Here is a 20,109-nt window from a genome sequence, read left to right on the forward strand (position 1 = left end):
TGTGTTTTACTTTCAAAGTATATCATATATGCTTTTATTTTTCAAGCTTTTTATAATCACATTTTTCATTAGAACAAAGAATGGATTCTCCATGCCTATTTTTTCTATGAACTAGTAAACTACCACATTCAGGACATTTCTCACCTGTAGGCTTATCCCATAAAGCGAAGTCGCAATTTGGATAATTTTCACATCCATAAAAAACTTTACCTCTTTTAGAAACTTTTTCTATTATTCTGTGACCACATTTTGGGCATTTTACTTTAGTATCTTTTACAATAGTTTCAGTATATTTGCAATCAGGAAAAGCACTGCAACCAATAAACTTTCCATTTCTCCCATGTTTTATTACCAAATCACTGCCACATTCAGGGCATTTGCGTCCAATTGGTTCGTCTTTAACTTTAAATTTATCTTGTGCATTTTTTGCATTGATTAAATCTTCATTAAATCCATCATAAAAATCTCTAATTACTTTTTTCCATTCAACGTCGTTTTCAGCAATATTATCTAATTCATTCTCCATTTCAGCAGTGAATTTTTCATTAATAATTGAATCAAAATATTTAACTACAAATTCACAAACTTTTTCTCCGATTTCTGTTGTATAAAATTTTTTCTCTTTTAATTCAACATAATTTCTAGACAAAATACTGCTTATAATCGATGCATAAGTACTTGGCCTACCAATGCCATCTTCTTCAAGTGTTTTTACAAGGCTTGCTTCTGTGTATCTAGGTTTTGGTTTAGTAAAATGTTGTTTAGATCCTATTTCTTTTGAAATTATAGAATCTTTTTCCTTTAATTCAGGCAATTCGCTATCTTTGGTATTCAAAGAATATACTCTTGTAAAACCGTCAAAAATCACCACGTTACCATTAGATCTAAAAGTATAACCATTGTTATCAAAATCTATCGATGTAGATAAATATCTTGCATCTTTCATCTGACTAGCAACAGTTCTTTCCCAAATCAATTTATATAATTTGTATTGATCATCTGTCAAATATTTTTTAATTTCATTCGGTCTTCTTTTTACTGACGAAGGCCTAATACCTTCATGAGCATCTTGTGATCCTTTTTTCTTTTTAGAATAATCGTATCCTTTTGTGGCATATTGTTTTCCGTAGAGATTATTAATAATATCTAGGCAATCACTCACGCAAACATGAGAAATTCTTGTTGAGTCCGTTCTCATATAAGTAATCAAACCTACTGAACCTTCGCTACCCAAACTAATTCCTTCATACAACTGTTGAGCTATTCTCATAGTTTTAGAAGTTTGAAAATACAACTTTTTATAGGATTCTTGTTGAAGTGTAGAAGTAGTAAAAGGAGCGTAAGGTTTCCTAGATTTTTTTTGTTGTTTTATAGAATCTACAACAAAATTATCTGACAAATCATTTAAAATTTTATCCGCTTCATCCTTGTTTTTTATATTGATTTTATTAGATTTATCGTTTTTTGAATAATATAGCTCAGAATCAAATTCGAATTTTCCCTTGGATAAATTTGCATGAATAGACCAGTATTCTTCTGGTTCAAACTCTCTGATCTCTTTTTCTCTTTCACAAATTAATCTTAAGGCTACAGACTGTACTCTACCGGCGCTTAGTCCAGATTTAACTTTCTTCCATAATAATGGAGAAATGCTATAACCTACTATACGATCTAAAACCCTTCTTGCTTGTTGAGCATCTACCAATTTTAAATCGATAGCTTCAGGTTTTTTTATTGCTTCTTTTACAGAGTCTTTAGTTATCTCTTGAAATTTTACTCTATTTTCTTCCTCTGGATTTATATCTAATAAATAGCACAAATGCCAAGAAATAGCTTCTCCTTCCCTATCAGGGTCGGTTGCCAAGAAGATTTTTTGAGAATTTTTGTAATCTTTTTTTAAAGAATTGATTACACTGGCCTTACCACGCACATTAATATATTGTGGTTCGAAATCATTCTCTATATCTATGCCTAGTTTACTTTTTGGTAAATCTCTTAAATGACCAATTGTAGCTACAACTTTATATCCTGACCCTAACATTTTTTGAATTGTCTTTGCTTTAGTCGGAGATTCTACTACCACTAGCTTTTTGTTTGCCATTAAAAGTCTATCCTTTCTGTTAACTTTCTTGTAATTTCGATCTTAGTTCACTTATAGATTCAGTTGAAATTTGATCTTTATTTATTCCTAATTTATTTATTATCTCATTTAAATGTTCTTCATTTTTTACTTCAATTTCTAAATATGGATACGGATAAAAATCTTTATCCCAGCAATCAAAATCCAGTCTTGCATCCATAAACTCAAAAGATTTTCTTTCTTTCTTAGATGAAGATTGCTTATCCAATTTAACAAATTTTAATATTTGTTTCAAGTTTTCTTCGCTATCAAACTCTATAGTATATTCATCATAATGTCTAACGTTTGTATCATTAACTCTCTTCTTGTAAGTAAGAAATTTCTTGTTTTCATTATTAAAAATATCTTTTGAAATTCTAATTCTAAGATAATCACTACTATCAATTAAATCAAAATTATTAGATTCAATTAAAATATTTTCTTGAATTTCATGAGCAATCATTTTAGCTCCCATTTCAATAGCTTTATCCATCAAACCATTAAAATCATCAGTAAATACCTTGCATTCTAATTCTTTTTCCATTTTATTCCCTAATTTTCTTAACTTTAAAATCAATATAATCCGAGGACACACAATGTACATGTATTCCGTCTATTGTTCCTTCGACGACATTTTGATGTCCATATCCGTGCAAATGTCCATATATTAAATCTGTAACATTATAATTTTTCAAACAATTAAACAACGCATTAGGTTGTTTATTGATATCAAAAGGAGGATAATGAAGCATAATAATAATATCGTTGTTATTTCGGACACTTTCTAAACTCATATTCACTCTCAAAATTTCTCTTTGAAAAATCTTTTCATCTTTTTCTGTAGCTTCTTTGCTAGTTGGATCAAGCCATCCTCGTGATCCACATATATTGATATTTCCTAAGTCCAATGAATCATTTTGAATAAAATTAATAGATTCTAAATCTAATTTTCTTAATTTGCTTATACCAGACCACCAATAATCATGGTTACCTCTAGTTAAAATCTTTCTGCCTGGACTCTTATCGATTCTTTTCAAATCCACAAAAGCATCATCTAGTTGCATTGCCCAGGAAATATCTCCTGGAATAAGTATAATGTCTTCTTCATTTAATTTTTCTAGATTACGAAATATTTTTTCTTCATAATTATCCCAATTATCACCGAATACATCCATTGATTTTTCTTTTGTATAATCCAGATGTAAATCACCCATTGCATATATCATAATTACTTTAACTCAATTTTCTTATATATTATGTCTAGTTCATTTAACAATTGCTCATCTCTGTTTTGGCAAGAAAAAAGTATTATTTGATTATTATTTGAAATTTTAAATAACAAATCCAGACATTTCTTATATCTTACATCATCTAATTGAACAAAACAATCATCTAGTATCATCAAATAATCAAGACCCATTAATTCTTCAAGCACACTTATTCTAATAAAAACAGAAAGCAAGTCAAATGTTCCAGAACTTAAATGTTTTTGTTCATAAAATTTTACTCCATCATAAATACTGACATCTAAATTTTCATCAACCCTAAATTTGTCCTTATATTTAGTTGAATAAGCCATCATTTCTGAAACTTTCTTGTTAATTCTAGGTATAAAATTTTTGTGTAGTTTATTTATACTTTTATTGATCAAATCCATAGCCAATTCTATAGATGTAATTTCACTTTCGTATTTTTGAATATTCTCATTGATATCTGCTAATCTTTCTTCTTTTTCCAATAGAAGATTTACAGATTTTTCAAGTATTTTAGTCCTTTCAAATAATTTCGCATTTTCTTCAATAGATTCGTCAATTTCTTTATTAAGTAAGTTGATGTCTTTTATATCATTATCCTCAAGTTTTATTGAATCTGAATTAACATCTTCTAATAAGATACTAAAATCATATTCAGATGATATCTTTTGAAGTTGAGCATCTTTATCAGAAATTCTATCCATCAATTGGTTATACTCTATTTTTTTTCTTCTATAATCTTCAACATCTATGTTCTTCAAATTTCTTGATGAAGATAAAATATTGTTGATTTTAGACTTGGAACTTTCATCTTCATTTATAATTGAATCCAATTTTGAATCAATATCTTGAAGCTGTACCTCAAGTTTGCTCAAATAATCAATGCTTTTATCCATGTTTGAGTCATATCTAAAGTCATTAATTACTTCATTGTAATTTTTATAACTCATATTAGTAATTTGATTAACCTTTTGCACAATCTTATTTAATTGACGATTGTACGATAATTTCTTAAACTTATTGGATATACTAACCAAAATATAATAAAGAACAAATAATACAGGAGCAATAACTATTTCTTTTGTATAACCCGTCATATAAATCATTCCGGCAATAATTAATGTAACTATAACTCCAATAATGAGTAATTTAATCTTTAATTTAGAAATTCCATTTAATTTTTTAATTAAATTATTCACTTCATCAATATAATCTCTTATAGTTTCATAATTACTAAGTTTTGCTTTTAATTGGTAATAGTCCTTACTTAATAATTTCTTTTCCTTCGATAACTCATTAAATGTAATTCTATTATCGTTTAATAATTTATTTTGATATTCCAAATTATTGACATCATCTTCGTCAATGTCATTGATGTATTTAATCTTTGATACTTTGTCTAATAAACTTGCTTTTTCTTTTAAAATCTGCATTTTATAGTTTTTTGCATCTTCTATTTTTTCTATATCGTTCTTCTTGTGTAAATTAACTAATTTTTCTTTATTTAAAAGAAGTTTCTCGTGTCTAAGCTTGTACTCATTTAACTTATTTAAACTATCTTCATATTCTTTTTTGTCTTTATTAATATTTTTGATTTCATCTTCTAAATCAAACTTTTTTTGATATAAACTCCCCAAAGGTTTTGCCTTAGATTGTTTAGTCCCAATATTTGATTTCATCTTTTCCAGATTATCTAGAGCTTTTTTAAATGAAACAGAATCATTATTGCTATCTGATGAATTCAATAGCATATCAACAATAGAACTTACATTCTTATTTTCTGCATCTAATTCTTTCAAATTAGAAAAAACAGTGGATTTGAAGATATCTGAAGGCATTTTAAAAAAGTATTCACCAGGAAATGATAAATTATCTTGATTAAAACCATCTAGTTCAGTTTCGTTATTACCAGTAGTCTCATTGAAAATATTAAAATATTTTTCTTTAAAATTACGATAAATTACATATCTCTTATTATCTTTCTCCACTAAAACACTGCCCTCATAGTTTTCGCTATTCCAAGGGCGATATTTTTCGTAGTCTTCAGTAAATACAGTTCTCTTTAAGTAAGGTTTAACAAATCCATAAAATACACCTTCTATAAATTTGGATATAGTGGTCTTTCCTGACTCATTTAACCCGTAAATTAGATTAAATTTGTCTCCAAACTCAATTGTGTAATTATTAAATCTTCCAAATGATATCAAATCTAATCTAATAATTTTCATAAATTATTCTCCATTAAGGACTTAATTCCTAAATTAATTGCTCTTTTAACCACAGGATCTTCTTGATCCAAGTTTTTTGTTTCCTCAATAAAATAACCCAACACATTATTTCTGTTAAATTCATAAATTTTATCCAAATTTATATTAGATTCTGTGTTGTCAATTATTTCTACATATTCGCAATATTTTTTTAAACTTTCTTGTAAAGAATCTATATCTAGATCAAGCCCTTCTTCTAATTGTCCATTTAAATTAATTCTAATGTAATTTTTCTTATCTTCAACTAAACATTTAGACAATGTACCCACTAAATCATAATAACTAAATTTATCTGATATATTATAGTCAAATTCATTGAAGTTTGATTCTGAGCAATCTAAAAAATCGATGTCAAGTCTATTATCAACTATACTTCCAATAACAGCACCGTGCATCCCTTTTTCTTTAAAACTCAATGGTTCAATAGAACCTGGATACACAAATTTATCATTAAAAATAGTCGGTTTATGTATATGACCTAAAGCCACATAATCAAAACCCAAATTATTCACTTTATCTTGATCAAAAAACATATAACAATTGTTATCATTTAATAAATCAGAATGAATCATTAAAACATTAGTTTTTAACTTGTCTAGTTTTAAATCATCAAAAATGTTCATGAAATCGTAATTGTTTTTATTGTAACTTATCCCATAAACATCAGTGTCATCAAATTCTATTTTTTCAAGAGTATCCTTTTTGAAAATATTCAGATTATCACTAATATTTACCATGTCCCATAAATTATCTTTATAAATCGGGTCGTGATTTCCACCTATAATGCAAATTTGTGAATTTGTTCTAGAAAATAGATCAATTAAACGATTCATATCACTTAGGCTAAAATTTTCCAAATTATACAAATCTCCAGACAGAAAAATATAATCAACATTTTCATCAATACTATATTTGATTAATTTTTCAACTGATGTCCAAATTCTTTGTCTTCTTATTTTAGACATAGATTGTGGAATTGAAGATTTTTCAAATTTCATGCCTAAGTGAAAATCAGCTGAATGTATGAACTTCAAAATATATCCTACTTTTCTGAATCTAATTGCTTTAATTCATCTTCAATTAATGCATGTAATACTCTTAATTCTTCTTCTGTGAATGTAAGACCTTTACTCATTCTTGTATGATCAGGATTCCATTCTCTAATATCGTATTTTGCATCGTAATCAGACCATTTTACGATATTTAATTCCTTGTTCCAGTTGTTAGCTTTTGTAGATAAAACTCCAATTCTTTCTACTATTTCAAATTTTAAATCAGCCATAATTACCTCCATTTTTATAAATATATTATAGCATTATTTTAAAATATGCAAATATATGTTTTTGTGTTAGAATATCATAGAGGTGAATTTAATGAAAAAACAAAAATTAGCTCAAGTTATAGCGTTTATTTTGGTAGCAATGATGGTTGCTCCATTTATACTAAATGTAATAATGAACACGAGATAAAATGATAATAAATAATATTGAGTTCAATGATAAAAAAGATAAGTTCGTAATTGATACTGATACAAAAGAAAGTTTTTTACTAAGTTACAATGATTTTGAAAAATATAAAATTCATAACGAAATGATAATAGATGATGAATTATATACTCATTTATTGAATATCTCAAAATTTACAGAGGCTTTTGAAATCAGTCTTAATTTTTTATCGTATAAATTACGAACTGAAAAAGAAATAACGACAAAATTAAAATCAAAAAAATTTAGTTCTGAAATTATTGAAGACGTTATAGAAAAATTAAAAGAGCTAGATTTACTAGATGATTATAACTACGCGAAAATATTTATAAACGATAAAATTAATCTAACAAATTACAGTAAAAGAAGAATAATCAATGATTTATACCAAAAAGGTATTGATAAAAGAATTTATGAAGATTATTTAGAAGAAGTTTTTGGATATAATATGGAGTTAGACAAAGCAACTCAAATAGTTGAAACTAAAATCAATATTTGGAAAGAAAAGCATGAAGGCTATGATTTAAAAAATAAAATAGTTACCTTCTTACTTCAAAAAGGTTTCAGCTACGATATTGCAAAACAAGTAAGTGGTATGTATTAATGTATTATCTATATATCTTAGAATGTGCTGATAAAAGTTTATATACAGGTATTACCAATGATTTTTCAAAAAGAATTAAAATGCACAATAAAGGTAAAGCCAGTAAATATACAAGAGCAAGGCTTCCCGTAAACTATGTTTTTATGAAAAAAATTGATAATAAAAGTGATGCATTAAAATTAGAAATTAAAACAAAAAGTCTAACTCGTGATAAAAAGTTAAAGCTAATAAATTCAAATGAAAACGAAATTAATGCTATATTAAAAAAAGCTTAAGTATGATATAAATCAACTTAAGCTTTTTATTTTATAAATTATTTTTTGCTAATTCAACTAATTTTGCGAATTCTTTTTCATCTCTAACAGCCATGTCAGCAAGAACTTTTCTGTTCAAGTCAACACCTGCTACTTTTAAGCCGTGCATAAATTTGCTGTAGCTTAAATCATGCATTCTTGTAGCTGCGTTAATTCTAGCAATCCATAATTTTCTGAAATCTCTTTTTCTTCTTTTTCTTCCAACGTATGAATAAGCCAATGATTTCATTACAGCTTGGTTAGCTGTTTTGTATAATGTATGTTTTGAGCCGTAATATCCTTTAGCTTGTTTTAATACTTTTTTATGTCTTTTTCTATTATTTGTACCACGTTTAATTCTAGCCATTTATATTTCCCCCTCTAACTAAGGAATCATTTTATCGATTCTTCTCATATCTGCATCGCTAACTGTTGTACCTTTTCTTAAGTTTCTGATTCTCTTTGCAGATTTCTTACCTGTTAAGTGACTTGCATAAGCTTTGTATCTTCTTAACTTACCTGTACCAGTTCTTCTAAATCTCTTAGCAGAACCTCTATGTGTCTTCATTTTTGGCATATTATTTCCCCCTCTAATTATCTTTATCAGTCAAAGGACCCATAAACATTATCATCATTCTACCTTCCATAGAAGGTTTCTTTTCTATTTGTCCTACATCTTTTGTTAATTCATAAAATTTATCAAGAACTTCCTTACCCAAATCTTTATGACCAAGTTCTCTACCTCTAAATCTAACAGAAACTTTTACTCTATTTTCATTGCTTAAAAATTTAGATGCTTGATTAGCCTTAACTTCTAAATCATGTTTTTCAATATTTGGTGAAAGTCTTATTTCTTTTACGTTAATTACTTTTTGATTTTTCTTCGCTTCTTTTTCTTTCTTTAATGCATCGTATTTGTATTTTCCATAATCTAATATTTTGCATACAGGTGGCTTAGCATTTGGTGCTACATTTACCAAATCTAGATGCTTATCTTCAGCCATTTTTAAAGCTTCTTTAATAGGAATTACACCTATTTGTTCACCTTCATCATCGATTAATCTAACTTTAGAAGATCTTATCTCCTCATTAATCATTAAATCTTTTATATTATTCACCTCCAAAAAAATAATGGCGGGTAAAAATACCCGCCAAAAATTAATAATCAAATTAAATTTTAACCTTATGAATTCGAAATTATAAGGTGAGAGCGGATATCTCTACTTATCAACAATAAATATTGTATACTATGTCGTACATTTTGTCAACTATTTTTTCTTTGAATTTACAACATTAATTAAAATATATGGTAAATTAAAGTCTGAAGTATATGCTATATACTTATTTGACCAATTGGGCTTAAATTTATCCTTGTAGTTTCTTAAACCTTTAAAATTATATATCTTATTTTGAGTATTGTAAACAATATTTAGAATTTTTTCCTTCTTCTTTGAATAAATTTTATCTCCAACTTTAGATAACGGTGCCATTCCTAGGTAGAATTTTTCAAAATTATTTTCTTGACCCCATAAAATTAACTTTATGAATATAAAATCCATCAAACCATCTTCATTTGATTTATCATATCTCATTAAATCGATAGAAAGTGTCTTATCATCATAAAACGGTTGAAGATTTGCAAAAGCAAGTAATTCATTGTTTTTGTAAATACATGCTATTTTGGTTCTTTTTAGATAATCTTCGTCAAAAAATCCTAAACTAAATCCCATTTCATTTTTACTTTCTAACCATTTATCCGAAACAATTTTCATTTGAGATAAAAGGTTATCGGTTGGATTTTCAACTTTGAATTCATAATTTCCTTTATCGAAGTTATTAAGAACATGTCGCCAAGTTCTATTTTTCTTTCCTACCAAAGAAAATTGAGTTAAGTCTACTGTTGCGTCTTGTCCAACCTTAACGAATCTAAAACCTTGATCACAGTATAATTCAAGATTTTCTCCATTTATTTCATAAAAACAAACATTCATGTGATATTCATTGCAATAAACTATAAAATCATCAATTGCTTCAACGAAATTTTCTTTCTTACCTATTGGATCACCTAATACGATAACGCTGTTTTTTACTGGGCGATACATAATCATTACTGTATTTGTCTTGTCAAAATAAACATTTTTATCATTCAAATAAACTAAATGACTAAATTCATTTCCACCAAATTCTTCCAAGAATTTATCAATATTTTCAAAATCCTCATCTGTTAATTTTGTAAATGTGATCTTCTTAGTTCGTGTATATTGAGCAAGGTAAGATAATATCAGAACAAATAAAACATATAGAAGTATAAATTTCTTGTTTTCAACCAAATAATTTAGAGAATATTTTCGATGTGATGTCAAAAAATTTACCTTGCGAACAGTATTGCTAATAAAGATAAATAATACTGTGACAACTGATAATTTACCGATAGTATTTATAAAATATTTTGGGTTGATTTTGATAGCTTTTTCTGTGAATCCATCTTTCATTATATACATTACAATTCCCAATACTAATGTAATAATAGATTCTTCAATGTCTAATCCTTTTAATAGTGTTGAAAAAACTGAAACTATTAATACTGCTTCCGCTATATAAAAAGATTTTTTAACTGATTTTTTTATTCCTTGTGAAAGAAGTATTAGTAATCCACCCGATGTAAGAGTTATAAATCTAGCCAAAATCACTACATCTTTCTTAACAAATCTCTTTAAAAATTTTATTCTTAATAACATTGATGGAGTGGCAACACTTAAACATAATATTAGCCCAACGATTAGAGTAAAAATAGACAAAATATTAAATGCGAACTGTTTCTTGTATTGATCAGTATTGTAATTGTCGTAAATTCTTTTTAATATCATAATTAAAGAAATTATCCATGGAATAACACTACTTACAATTCTGTATATCAATATAGCAATTATTGCAGCTCTAGGTTCTATCAATTTACATAAAAAGTGTATTTCTATTAAATCCGAAACAACAAATCCATCCTGCATCAAGCTAACTTGCCCAAATACATTTGAAACACAATAAATAAGCACCAAAGATGAAAGATTTACATTAGTAAATTGTTTTATCGCAAAAACGAAAAATAATATATTACATATTGTAACAACAGTTTCATAAGCAACTGATAAAACTTTTCTTTTGACACTTATGTTATCCTTTACAACAAAATCTAAATAATATGGACTTTTGTTTTTAAAATAAATAACGCAAATACCAATAACCAATATTACTAAATAAATCAAAAATAGTGTCCATTCTGGTTTCATTAAAAATATCGTGAATATACTAATTAAAGATAAAGCGATAAAATTAGAAATATTTTTGTTTAAGTTCTGATTCCTATACTCATCTTCACCAATAAATACTGATTCTATTCCCTTTATCCATACAAATTTTCTTAATGATTCTAGAACCCAAAACTTTTTTATATCCTTGAAATCAAAATTTTTATTATATAAAAAATAGGAAATTGATGAAATAAGAAATACTAAAAGTCCAAATAAAGCAATTTGTAATTTTTGAGCAATACTCAAAAAAATCTTATATTTAAAGATATGATTAGGTGCTATAAAATTGTTCCTTACTATATATAAGACAATAATTGTGAATATTATAGTGTATATTGTCCTAATATATTTTAGTTTTTTATCCATTAATCCCCCTTTAAATTGATGATTGCTCATCGTACATTTGTTTGTAGAAACCATCTTTTAGTAATAGTACATCATGAGTTCCACTTTCTATTATTTTACCATTGGATAATGCAAAAATCTTGTCTACATTTCTAATTGTAGATAATCTGTGAGCTACTATTAATGTAGTTCTTGAATATTTTAATTTTTCTAATGGTTGTTGGATAATTTGCTCTGTTTCAGTATCAATGTTCGATGTAGCTTCATCTAAAATTAATATTCTAGGATTTCTAATGTATGCTCTTGCAAAGGAGATTAATTGTCTTTCTCCTTGTGAAAGATTAGAGCCTTTTTCTTTTATAGGTTCATTTAAACCTTTTTTAAGCAATGTATAGCATCCTAATTCTTCTAACGCATGTATCACTTCCTCGTCACTATAATCCTTATCTAAAGTGATATTTTCTTTTAATGTAGTTTCAAAAAGAAACGGATCTTGTAGTACAACCGCAAAGTTTTCTCTCATAATATCTTCATTTAAATTATTGATATTTATCCCATCAATTAAAATTTCACCACTTTTTACATCGTAAAACTTCAATATTAAATTAAGGATTGTTGATTTTCCACTACCTGTAGTTCCTACAAAAGCAGCACTAGTTGATTTTGGTATTTTGAACGAAACATCTTTCAATACATCATTTTTATCATAAGCAAAATAAACATTTTTAAATTCGATATTTCCTTCTAGGCCATCAATCACACCATCTGACTTTTCTATTGTATTTAATTTCATGATATCGAATATGTGACTTGCAGATGCATATGCTTGTTCCATATCTCCAAATCTTGTAACAATTACGCTAACATTAGAAAATATCTTCGAAGTATAATCAATAATGATATAAAGGCCACCAACCGTAACTGGATAACTTTTCGTTATCTGACCATATCCAAAATAAAATAAAATTATAACTGTTGATAATAAACCAATTATATCAATTGCCCTGTATCCACCATAACTTCTCAGTTTTGTAAGGGCCAAATTATTATCAAAAATTTCTTTGTTAATTTTATTAAATTTATTCTTTATAGTTTTCTTGACATTTAATGCTTGAATTATTTCCATATTATTAATATTTTCATTAATATTTGCATTTATTTTACTAACTAGATGTCTGATTCTTTTGTTATGCTTTGCTGACTTGTATCTATAATCATAAAATATTAAGAAAACCAATGGAAACAATATAAGAAGCATCAGCGACACTTTTATATTTGTTACAACCATCATAATATATATTGCAATTATCATTATTGCAGCAGTTGTAATATCTGCCAATATAAGTTGAAACATTATCTTTAATCTCATAGTGTCATTCGTAATCCTTGATACGATACTTCCTGCTGCCAGATTATCAAAGTATTCTATAGGTAATTCATTGATATGTTTATAAATATCATTTTGTACAAAATATGTTACGTTATTTGCTGCCAATTCAAAATAAATCATACTCAAGTTACTGAAAATTCCACACGCAACGTAAATCACCAAATAAATAGCCAAGTATTTAATAATTGATGAAAAATTTCCAACTATATTATTCTTAGCTACAAACTCATTTAATACAAATCCTATTACAATTGGCCCCAAAATTTCCATTGAAGTTCTTAATAAGGAAAAGACAAATCCAATCACCAATTCTTTTGATTGCTTCATGGAATACATTTTTAGTTTTTCTGATACAAATTTATTTCTTAATTTACTCTTCATATCTGCCCCTCACTAATTGGATATTATATTGATTGTAATACCATTGTTTGTTTTCCATTAATTCCGAATGAGTACCCATCTCACTTATTTGACCATCTTTCATAACTATTATTAAATCAAAATCGTCAATCTGATTTAATCTATGAGTTGATAATATTACGGTTTTTTTAAGTTTTTTTAACTCTCTTAAAATATTTTTCTCAGTTTGAGTATCCAATGCGCTTAAGCAGTCGTCTAATACAACCAAGTTTGAGTCTTTTAATAAAGCTCTTGCTAATGAAATTCTTTGTTTTTGACCTCCAGATAACGACAGTCCGTTTTCACCACACAAAGTGTCAAATTCATCATGAAAATTGACTATATCCTTATAAATATCCGCGCTTTTAGATACTTTAACCACTTCTTCATCTGTGGCCTCTATCTTGGAAAGTTTTATATTATTTTTTATTGTATCCGAAAAAATCATACTTTTTTGAGACACATACGCCATATTATCTCTTGCTGATCTCAAATTAATCAAATTCGTGTATTTACCGTTGATTTCAAATTCATCTTGCCTTGGATATAAGAATAATAATTGTTTAAGAATAGTTGACTTTCCTGACCCTGTCTTTCCAACAATAGCCACCCTCATATTCTTCTTGAATTCAAAAGAAATATCTTTAAGTGCGAATTCTTTAGAGTAAGGATATTTGAAACTATAATTTTCAAACTTAATACTTTCTATATCATCAATTTCCTTGTAATCTTCGTTTAAATCTAAGTCATCTTCATAATCAAGTATATTATCGATTCTATCCATTGATGCATCGGCTTGTTGATATACATTTATGAAGTTTCCTAATGCATACATTGGCCAAATTAACATATTTAAATAATAAGTAAAAGAAACCAATTGACCAACAGATATTTGATTCTTACTTATTAAAAATGTTCCATATCCGATTGCTATAACAAATGTTATTGCTGGGATTATTCTTTGAAAAGGAGCCATCATTGCTCTGTATTTTACAACATCCATGTTTTTTTGAACCAACATTTTAGATCGATTTTGAAACGAAAAATATCTAGCATCTTTTATCCCAAAAACTCTTATAATTCTAATACCTTCAACATCTTCTAGCACACTATTGTTTAGCTTATCAAATGTGGATTGCACTATTGAGTATTTTTCATGGATTTTCTTACCTATTTTTAAACACAAAAATGCCAATATAGGAAGAGGTATTATAGAAACAAGTGTTAAACGAACGTCAACGACGACCATCATTATAATTATTATAAACAAAGGAAATACTGTAGAATCGAAAAATGTAAGAGTTCCAAATCCCATCAAATCGCTTAAACTATTGACATCTCCAGTAGCTCTGTTCATAAGTTCTCCCGTTTTGAAGGTTTGAAAATATTTCATGGATTCGTTTAAGTATTTATCCATAAGTCTATTTCTAGTTACATAGTCTATTTCATTCGAAGCTCTGAATGTGTAATAACACCATCCCATTGCAAAAAAATATTTAATTCCTATTACTAAAATATCAATTAAAAGTATAATTAAAAAAGGTTTTAATTCTATCGAATTGTTTAATACTCTATCGGTTAATTTCCCTGTAATATATGGAGGAATTAATCCGACCAGGTCACTTAATAAAAGAAATGTAATAGCAAGAATTAATTTGTTTTTGTAATATTTGAGAAACCAATAAAATTTCTTGTACATTTTACCTCCTTCTATTAAAAATTTGCTCTGAGAAATTCAGAGCAAATTTTTTATATTGTAAAATAAGCTTTCTTTAAAGCATTATTTTCTATTTTGATATTCATCTACTAATTCATCAATAAATTCATCAGTATTCTTAGATCCTACATCTCCGATATCTCTTTTTCTTACTGATACCTCATTGTTATCAATTTCATTTTGTCCAATTATTAATGAATAGTTCACTTTCTTCAATTGAGATTCCCTGATCTTAAGACCGATTTTTTCACTTCTATCATCGACTTTCACTCTCAATCCACGTGCTTTCATTTTTTGTTGTAATTCATACGCATAATCATTGAATTTATCGCTAATAGGAAGAATTTCTACTTGAACTGGTGATAACCATAATGGGAATTTTCCAGCATAGTGTTCTATTAGTATTCCCATAAATCTTTCTTCACTACCTAAAATTGCTCTATGAATCATTGCTGGACGTTTTTTAGATCCATCACTTGCGATATAAGTCATATCAAATCTTTCTGGCATTTGGAAATCTAATTGAATAGTTCCACATTGCCAAGTTCTACCAATTGCATCTTCCAAATGGAAATCTATTTTAGGGCCGTAGAAAGCACCGTCCCCTTCATTAATTTTATATTCAAGACCTTTGTGTTCCAACGCACTCTTAAGTGAATTGATTGCTAAATCCCAATCTTCATCTGATCCCATTGAATCTTCTGGACGAGTTGACAATTCAACTTCGTATTTAAAACCAAACTTAGAATAAATATAATCACAGAAATCTATAATCTTAGTTACTTCTTCTTCTATTTGTTCAGGTAAACAGAATACATGTGCATCATCTTGTACGAAAGTTCTAACTCTGAATAAGCCATGCAATGCCCCAGATAATTCATGGCGGTGAACTTGACCCAATTCTGCAACTTTAATTGGAAGCTCTCTGTAGCTGTGCAATTCATCCTTGTAAACTAAAATTGATCCTGGACAGTTCATTGGCTTTATTGCATAATCATCACCATCTATTTGAGTGAAATACATATTTTCTTTGTAGTGATCCCAGTGACCTGATTGGTGCCATAAATCTTCGTTCAAAATCAATGGAGTTTTGATTTGACCATATCCTCTATCTAAAAGTTGTTCCTTCAAGAATTTTTCTAGTTCATTTAACACAACCATTCCATTTGGATGGAAAAATGGGAAACCCGGTCCTTCTTCTTGAATTGAGAATAGCCCCATTTCTTTACCAATTTTTCTGTGATCTCTTTTCTTAGCTTCTTCCATTCTTTCTAAATATTCGTCTAATAATTTTTTCTTAGGGAATGAAATTCCGTAAATTCTTTGAAGCATCTTGTTATTTTCATCACCTCTCCAGTATGCACCGGCAATTGATAATAACTTGAATGCTTTAATATTTTTCACTTCTAATAAATGAGGTCCTCTACACAAATCAACGAAGTCTCCCATTTCATACAATGTAATTGTAGCATCTTCATCAAGATTTTCTATTAAGTCAACTTTATAATCTTGACCTTCTTTCTTAAATCTTTCCAAAGCTTCTTCTCTTGAAATCTCAACTCTTACTAATTTAGGATTTTCCTTAACTATTTTTTTCATTTCGGCTTCAATTTTTTCTAAATCCTCAGGTACAAACTTGTGATCTGTATCTAAATCATAATAGAATCCAGAATCAATTGATGGCCCAATTGCAAATTTTGTATTTGGATACAATCTTTGAATAGCATAAGCCATTAAGTGAGATGAAGTATGCCAGAAAACTTGCTTTCCTTCTTCATCATCAAATTTTACGAATTGAACTTCACAGTCAGAATCAATAGTTTCCATTAATCCCATTATTTTACCATCTACAACTGCTCCGACACAGTCTCTTGCTAATCCTTCAGAAATTGATTTGCAAACATCTAATAAACTTATTTCTTCATCAAATTCTTTTACGGATCCATCTTTTAATTTTACTTCAAACATAAATACCTCCTAATAAAAAAGAGACCCTCATCCCGATAGGGACAAGTGTCTCGTGGTTCCACCCTAATTTTTTCTCATTTGACAATAGGCTCCAAATTAGTATTCAGCATACTGATCTCTTAAGTAAAATTTCAGCCTAAGTTTTACTCTCTCTGAAAGTTCTTATATGCCTACTGGGATTTTTCATCGCCTTTATTTTAACTTTTCAATAATTTGGTTAAGCTCTAATAATTCTTGATTACCATTTACCATATTTCGTAAAGTAAATTTATTTTGCTCAACTTCATCTTGTCCTATTATTATAACATATTTTACGGATAATTTGTCAGCATAATTAAATTTCTTTTTTAATTTATCATCTTCAAGATAACTCATACATCTTACATAAGAACTTCTCAAATCATTCATCAACTTCACTGCATTTTTTTCATAACCTTTCATAGGAATAATGATGCAATCAAAGTTAGTTTGTTGTCCTTTAACCAAATTTAATTCTTGAAGTTGATAGAATAATCTAGTTAAGCCGATACTCATTCCTACTCCAGGCAACTTGCTTTTAGTAAAATTATTCGCTAGACTATCATATCTTCCTCCAGAACAAATCGATCCGATTTCACGATATTCCTTAAAAAATGTTTCAAATACTGAACCTGTGTAGTAATCAAGCCCTCTAGTTATAGATAAATTTATTTTAATATTATCTGGACTAACTCCTAAAGATAAAATATCGTCATATACAAATTTCAATTCATCAAGCCCACATACAAATAAATCATTAGCAATATTCAATAATTCAAGTTTTTCGATTATTTCTTGGTTAGTTCCATCTATTTGTAAGAAATTTAAAATCGAATCAATTTTTTCATTATCCAAGTTTAGCTTAGATAATTCTTCTTTTACATTATCTATTCCTATTTTATCTAATTTGTCAATTATTCTCAAACATGATTCAAAGTCTTCAACACCTAAATTAGAGAAATATCCATTCAATATTTTTCTGTTATTAAATTGAAATTCAAAATCTGGAACATCTATTGATTTTAAAGCTTCATACATGCATTTTACTATTTCTGCATCATTATATAAGCTCAATTTTTGATTTCCTATGATGTCTATATCGCATTGATAAAATTCTTTATATCTTCCTTTTTGATTTCTTTCTCCTCTATACACCTTAGCTATTTGATATCTTCTAAATGGGAATGCTAAGTCTTGCATGTACATTGAAACGTATTTTGCGAGTGGCACAGTTAAGTCAAATCTCAATCCTTGATTTTTCTTACTACTATCAATTCTATACACTTGCTTACTTGTTTCTCCTCCACCTTTAGATAGCAAAACGTCTAATTTTTCTATAGCAGGTGTATCGATTGAAAAAAATGCATTTTTAATAAAAACATCTTCTATTCTTCTTTTAATTGTATCGAACACCATTTGGTCTTCAGGAAGAAGTTCCATCATTCCCGGTAATGTAGATGGTTGAATCATAATTGACCTCCTATTAATTAAAAATTATAGATCCGCGATCTATAAAATCATCATCATCTGTATAATAGTATTTTATATTTTCTTTTTCTAAAAATTCAATAAGTTTATTTTTAAATTTATAATTTTCAAGATTGCCATAAAACACAACCCCTAAATCAGCACAATATCCACAAGTCCCACCAATAAATCCTGTATCATAACCTTCTAGTTTTATTTCACCAGAATCTATCAAATATGCCTTAATATTTTGTTTCTGAACACTATTATATATAGATTTATCACTGGTAATTACAAATTTATCAGTAACTATTGTTGAACATTTGGAATATCCTTGTTTGACCATTATTATTTTCTCATCTTTAAGTAATTTTAATACAACAGGATCTACAGATTTTTTATTACAGACTAAATGATTTTCAATTGAAAAGTTATTTAACAGGCAATCTTTCGGGTATGTGTTCGTTATCTCAAGCTCTGTTACATATAATGCTATATAATTTGGAAGATATACCCTATAATGAAAATACGATTCTTGAGTACAAACGAATGCATTTTCATTTATTTTCCTAATTTGCATATCTACATGGTCACTAACTTTTTCATCCATTTTTTTACTATCGAAACTGTAAATAACTTCATAATTATTGCCTTTTAAAAATTTTATCAAGCCATTTTTAGCTTTAAAACTAATTATCGCAAATTTCTTATGAGATTCTTCAAACATATCATTCTTTATTTCTAATCTATTTTGATCATCCAAATGTTCTTTTATAATTTCATCGAAAATAAATCCATTGAACTTAAATTTAATTATATCAAATAAGTTTGATAGTGCATAATCCATTAAAAATCTAAAAATTTTAAAAAGTATTGATTTATTAATTTTATCTAAATATATCTCTTTGATTAGCAACTCTTTATCATCTAAATCTAACACCAAATATCCTATTAACTTAGTTTCTTCAAAAATCACGAAATGATTTCTATTAGATATTTGTTTTTTCAAAGATTTGATTATTGTTGTTCTATTTTTCGCCAAATTTGAATCAAACTTATTTTGAAATAAAAAATTATTTCTCAGTTTGTATACAAAATCTGATAATTCCTCAATATACTCATCTTTTAATAAATCAATAAAAATCATATTAACTCCTTTACATATAAAAAAAAGGAAAGTCTATAATAAACTTTCCTTTGGAGGCGACACCCAGATTTGAACTGGGGGTGAAGGTGTTGCAGACCTCTGCCTTACCACTTGGCTATGTCGCCGTATGGAGCGGAAGACGAGACTCGAACTCGCGACCCTCGCCTTGGCAAGGCGATGCTCTACCACTGAGCCACTTCCGCACACATTTTGGTGCCCAGAGCCGGAATCGAACCAGCGACACAAGGATTTTCAGTCCTTTGCTCTACCGACTGAGCTATCTGGGCTTAATGTATCAAACATTACTTTACTAGTATAAACGATTAAATTTGT

At 27.9% G+C, this 20,109-nt stretch carries 17 protein-coding genes, 3 tRNA genes and 1 other annotated feature; of the genes, 2 read left to right on the plus strand and 18 right to left on the minus strand.

The window, feature by feature from the left end:
• Positions 1 to 34 precede the first annotated feature (34 nt).
• The 6 genes from topA to GKG01_RS01265 are packed head-to-tail and all read right to left on the minus strand — an operon-like array spanning position 35 to position 6,921.
• The gene (gene topA, locus GKG01_RS01240) at positions 35 to 2,101 is read right to left on the minus strand and encodes a type I DNA topoisomerase (protein WP_094207093.1); all 2,067 of its coding nucleotides are present in this window, start codon (positions 2,099 to 2,101) and stop codon (positions 35 to 37) included.
• Between the two features lie 19 nt (positions 2,102 to 2,120).
• Positions 2,121 to 2,663 carry a class IV adenylate cyclase gene (locus GKG01_RS01245; protein WP_094207092.1) on the minus strand — a complete coding sequence of 181 codons (543 nt, stop codon included), beginning with the start codon at positions 2,661 to 2,663 and terminating at the stop codon, positions 2,121 to 2,123.
• A 1-nt stretch (position 2,664) separates the two neighbouring features.
• Entirely contained in the window at positions 2,665 to 3,345 is a 681-nt protein-coding gene (locus GKG01_RS01250) for a metallophosphoesterase (protein WP_154271134.1), read from the minus strand.
• Positions 3,346 to 3,347: 2 nt separating this feature from the next.
• A complete protein-coding gene (locus tag GKG01_RS01255; protein ID WP_154271135.1) occupies positions 3,348 to 5,600 on the minus strand; it encodes an AAA family ATPase in 2,253 nt (750 codons plus the stop codon).
• Positions 5,597 to 6,673, minus strand: a complete 1,077-nt coding sequence (locus GKG01_RS01260; RefSeq protein WP_094207089.1) for a DNA repair exonuclease — start codon at positions 6,671 to 6,673, stop codon at positions 5,597 to 5,599. The genes GKG01_RS01255 and GKG01_RS01260 overlap by 4 nt, the downstream gene beginning before the upstream one ends.
• Before the next feature lie 8 nt (positions 6,674 to 6,681).
• Complete coding sequence (locus tag GKG01_RS01265; RefSeq protein WP_035109486.1) at positions 6,682 to 6,921, minus strand: PC4/YdbC family ssDNA-binding protein; 240 nt, start codon at positions 6,919 to 6,921, stop codon at positions 6,682 to 6,684.
• A gap of 188 nt (positions 6,922 to 7,109) precedes the next feature.
• Between GKG01_RS01265 and GKG01_RS01270 the strand changes: the two genes are divergently transcribed.
• Positions 7,110 to 7,727, plus strand: coding sequence for a RecX family transcriptional regulator (locus GKG01_RS01270; protein WP_094207088.1), 618 nt, complete (start codon positions 7,110 to 7,112; stop codon positions 7,725 to 7,727).
• A complete protein-coding gene (locus GKG01_RS01275; RefSeq protein ID WP_094207087.1) occupies positions 7,727 to 8,002 on the plus strand; it encodes a GIY-YIG nuclease family protein in 276 nt (91 codons plus the stop codon). Before GKG01_RS01270 ends, GKG01_RS01275 begins: the two co-directional genes overlap by 1 nt.
• Before the next feature lie 31 nt (positions 8,003 to 8,033).
• Here GKG01_RS01275 and rplT read toward each other — a convergent pair whose 3' ends face one another.
• The 12 genes from rplT to GKG01_RS01335 form a co-directional block, all read right to left on the minus strand.
• Entirely contained in the window at positions 8,034 to 8,387 is a 354-nt protein-coding gene (rplT, locus tag GKG01_RS01280; protein WP_094203591.1) for a 50S ribosomal protein L20, read from the minus strand.
• Positions 8,388 to 8,405: 18 nt separating this feature from the next.
• Positions 8,406 to 8,597, minus strand: coding sequence for a 50S ribosomal protein L35 (gene rpmI, locus GKG01_RS01285; RefSeq protein ID WP_002836329.1), 192 nt, complete (start codon positions 8,595 to 8,597; stop codon positions 8,406 to 8,408).
• Between the two features lie 13 nt (positions 8,598 to 8,610).
• Positions 8,611 to 9,117, minus strand: a complete 507-nt coding sequence (gene infC / locus GKG01_RS01290) for a translation initiation factor IF-3 (RefSeq protein ID WP_002838237.1) — start codon at positions 9,115 to 9,117, stop codon at positions 8,611 to 8,613.
• Between the two features lie 23 nt (positions 9,118 to 9,140).
• Positions 9,141 to 9,252, minus strand: a sequence feature (ribosomal protein L20 leader region).
• Between the two features lie 36 nt (positions 9,253 to 9,288).
• Complete coding sequence (gene mprF, locus GKG01_RS01295; protein WP_322743222.1) at positions 9,289 to 11,745, minus strand: bifunctional lysylphosphatidylglycerol flippase/synthetase MprF; 2,457 nt, start codon at positions 11,743 to 11,745, stop codon at positions 9,289 to 9,291.
• Entirely contained in the window at positions 11,702 to 13,441 is a 1,740-nt protein-coding gene (locus tag GKG01_RS01300; protein WP_154271137.1) for an ABC transporter ATP-binding protein, read from the minus strand. Before GKG01_RS01300 ends, mprF begins: the two co-directional genes overlap by 44 nt.
• A complete protein-coding gene (locus GKG01_RS01305) occupies positions 13,431 to 15,158 on the minus strand; it encodes an ABC transporter ATP-binding protein (protein ID WP_154271138.1) in 1,728 nt (575 codons plus the stop codon). Before GKG01_RS01305 ends, GKG01_RS01300 begins: the two co-directional genes overlap by 11 nt.
• Positions 15,159 to 15,239: 81 nt before the next feature.
• Positions 15,240 to 17,144, minus strand: a complete 1,905-nt coding sequence (gene thrS / locus GKG01_RS01310; RefSeq protein ID WP_154271139.1) for a threonine--tRNA ligase — start codon at positions 17,142 to 17,144, stop codon at positions 15,240 to 15,242.
• 192 nt (positions 17,145 to 17,336) lie between these two features.
• Positions 17,337 to 18,632 carry a histidine--tRNA ligase gene (gene hisS, locus GKG01_RS01315; protein WP_094207082.1) on the minus strand — a complete coding sequence of 432 codons (1,296 nt, stop codon included), beginning with the start codon at positions 18,630 to 18,632 and terminating at the stop codon, positions 17,337 to 17,339.
• A 13-nt stretch (positions 18,633 to 18,645) separates the two neighbouring features.
• Complete coding sequence (locus tag GKG01_RS01320) at positions 18,646 to 19,776, minus strand: DUF6873 family GME fold protein (RefSeq protein ID WP_154271140.1); 1,131 nt, start codon at positions 19,774 to 19,776, stop codon at positions 18,646 to 18,648.
• Positions 19,777 to 19,827: 51 nt separating this feature from the next.
• A tRNA-Cys gene (locus tag GKG01_RS01325) sits at positions 19,828 to 19,901 on the minus strand.
• Positions 19,902 to 19,904: 3 nt separating this feature from the next.
• Positions 19,905 to 19,979 (minus strand) — tRNA-Gly (locus tag GKG01_RS01330).
• 8 nt (positions 19,980 to 19,987) lie between these two features.
• Positions 19,988 to 20,063, minus strand: a tRNA-Phe gene (locus GKG01_RS01335).
• Positions 20,064 to 20,109: the final 46 nt, after the last annotated feature.

Origin of the sequence: Finegoldia sp. BIOML-A4 (genome assembly GCF_009679635.1) — a bacterium.
Taxonomy (GTDB): domain Bacteria; phylum Bacillota; class Clostridia; order Tissierellales; family Peptoniphilaceae; genus Finegoldia; species Finegoldia magna.

Coding starts and splice junctions, on each gene's coding strand:
- topA (WP_094207093.1), bottom strand. CDS start 2,101: ATGGCAAACAAAAAGCTAGTGGTAGTAGAATCTCCGACTAAAGCAAAG.
- GKG01_RS01245 (WP_094207092.1), bottom strand. CDS start 2,663: ATGGAAAAAGAATTAGAATGCAAGGTATTTACTGATGATTTTAATGGT.
- GKG01_RS01250 (WP_154271134.1), bottom strand. CDS start 3,345: ATGATATATGCAATGGGTGATTTACATCTGGATTATACAAAAGAAAAA.
- GKG01_RS01255 (WP_154271135.1), bottom strand. CDS start 5,600: ATGAAAATTATTAGATTAGATTTGATATCATTTGGAAGATTTAATAAT.
- GKG01_RS01265 (WP_035109486.1), bottom strand. CDS start 6,921: ATGGCTGATTTAAAATTTGAAATAGTAGAAAGAATTGGAGTTTTATCT.
- GKG01_RS01270 (WP_094207088.1), top strand. CDS start 7,110: ATGATAATAAATAATATTGAGTTCAATGATAAAAAAGATAAGTTCGTA.
- GKG01_RS01275 (WP_094207087.1), top strand. CDS start 7,727: ATGTATTATCTATATATCTTAGAATGTGCTGATAAAAGTTTATATACA.
- rplT (WP_094203591.1), bottom strand. CDS start 8,387: ATGGCTAGAATTAAACGTGGTACAAATAATAGAAAAAGACATAAAAAA.
- rpmI (WP_002836329.1), bottom strand. CDS start 8,597: ATGCCAAAAATGAAGACACATAGAGGTTCTGCTAAGAGATTTAGAAGA.
- infC (WP_002838237.1), bottom strand. CDS start 9,117: ATGATTAATGAGGAGATAAGATCTTCTAAAGTTAGATTAATCGATGAT.
- mprF (WP_322743222.1), bottom strand. CDS start 11,745: ATGGTTTCTACAAACAAATGTACGATGAGCAATCATCAATTTAAAGGG.
- GKG01_RS01300 (WP_154271137.1), bottom strand. CDS start 13,441: ATGAAGAGTAAATTAAGAAATAAATTTGTATCAGAAAAACTAAAAATG.
- GKG01_RS01305 (WP_154271138.1), bottom strand. CDS start 15,158: ATGTACAAGAAATTTTATTGGTTTCTCAAATATTACAAAAACAAATTA.
- thrS (WP_154271139.1), bottom strand. CDS start 17,144: ATGTTTGAAGTAAAATTAAAAGATGGATCCGTAAAAGAATTTGATGAA.
- hisS (WP_094207082.1), bottom strand. CDS start 18,632: ATGATTCAACCATCTACATTACCGGGAATGATGGAACTTCTTCCTGAA.
- GKG01_RS01320 (WP_154271140.1), bottom strand. CDS start 19,776: ATGATTTTTATTGATTTATTAAAAGATGAGTATATTGAGGAATTATCA.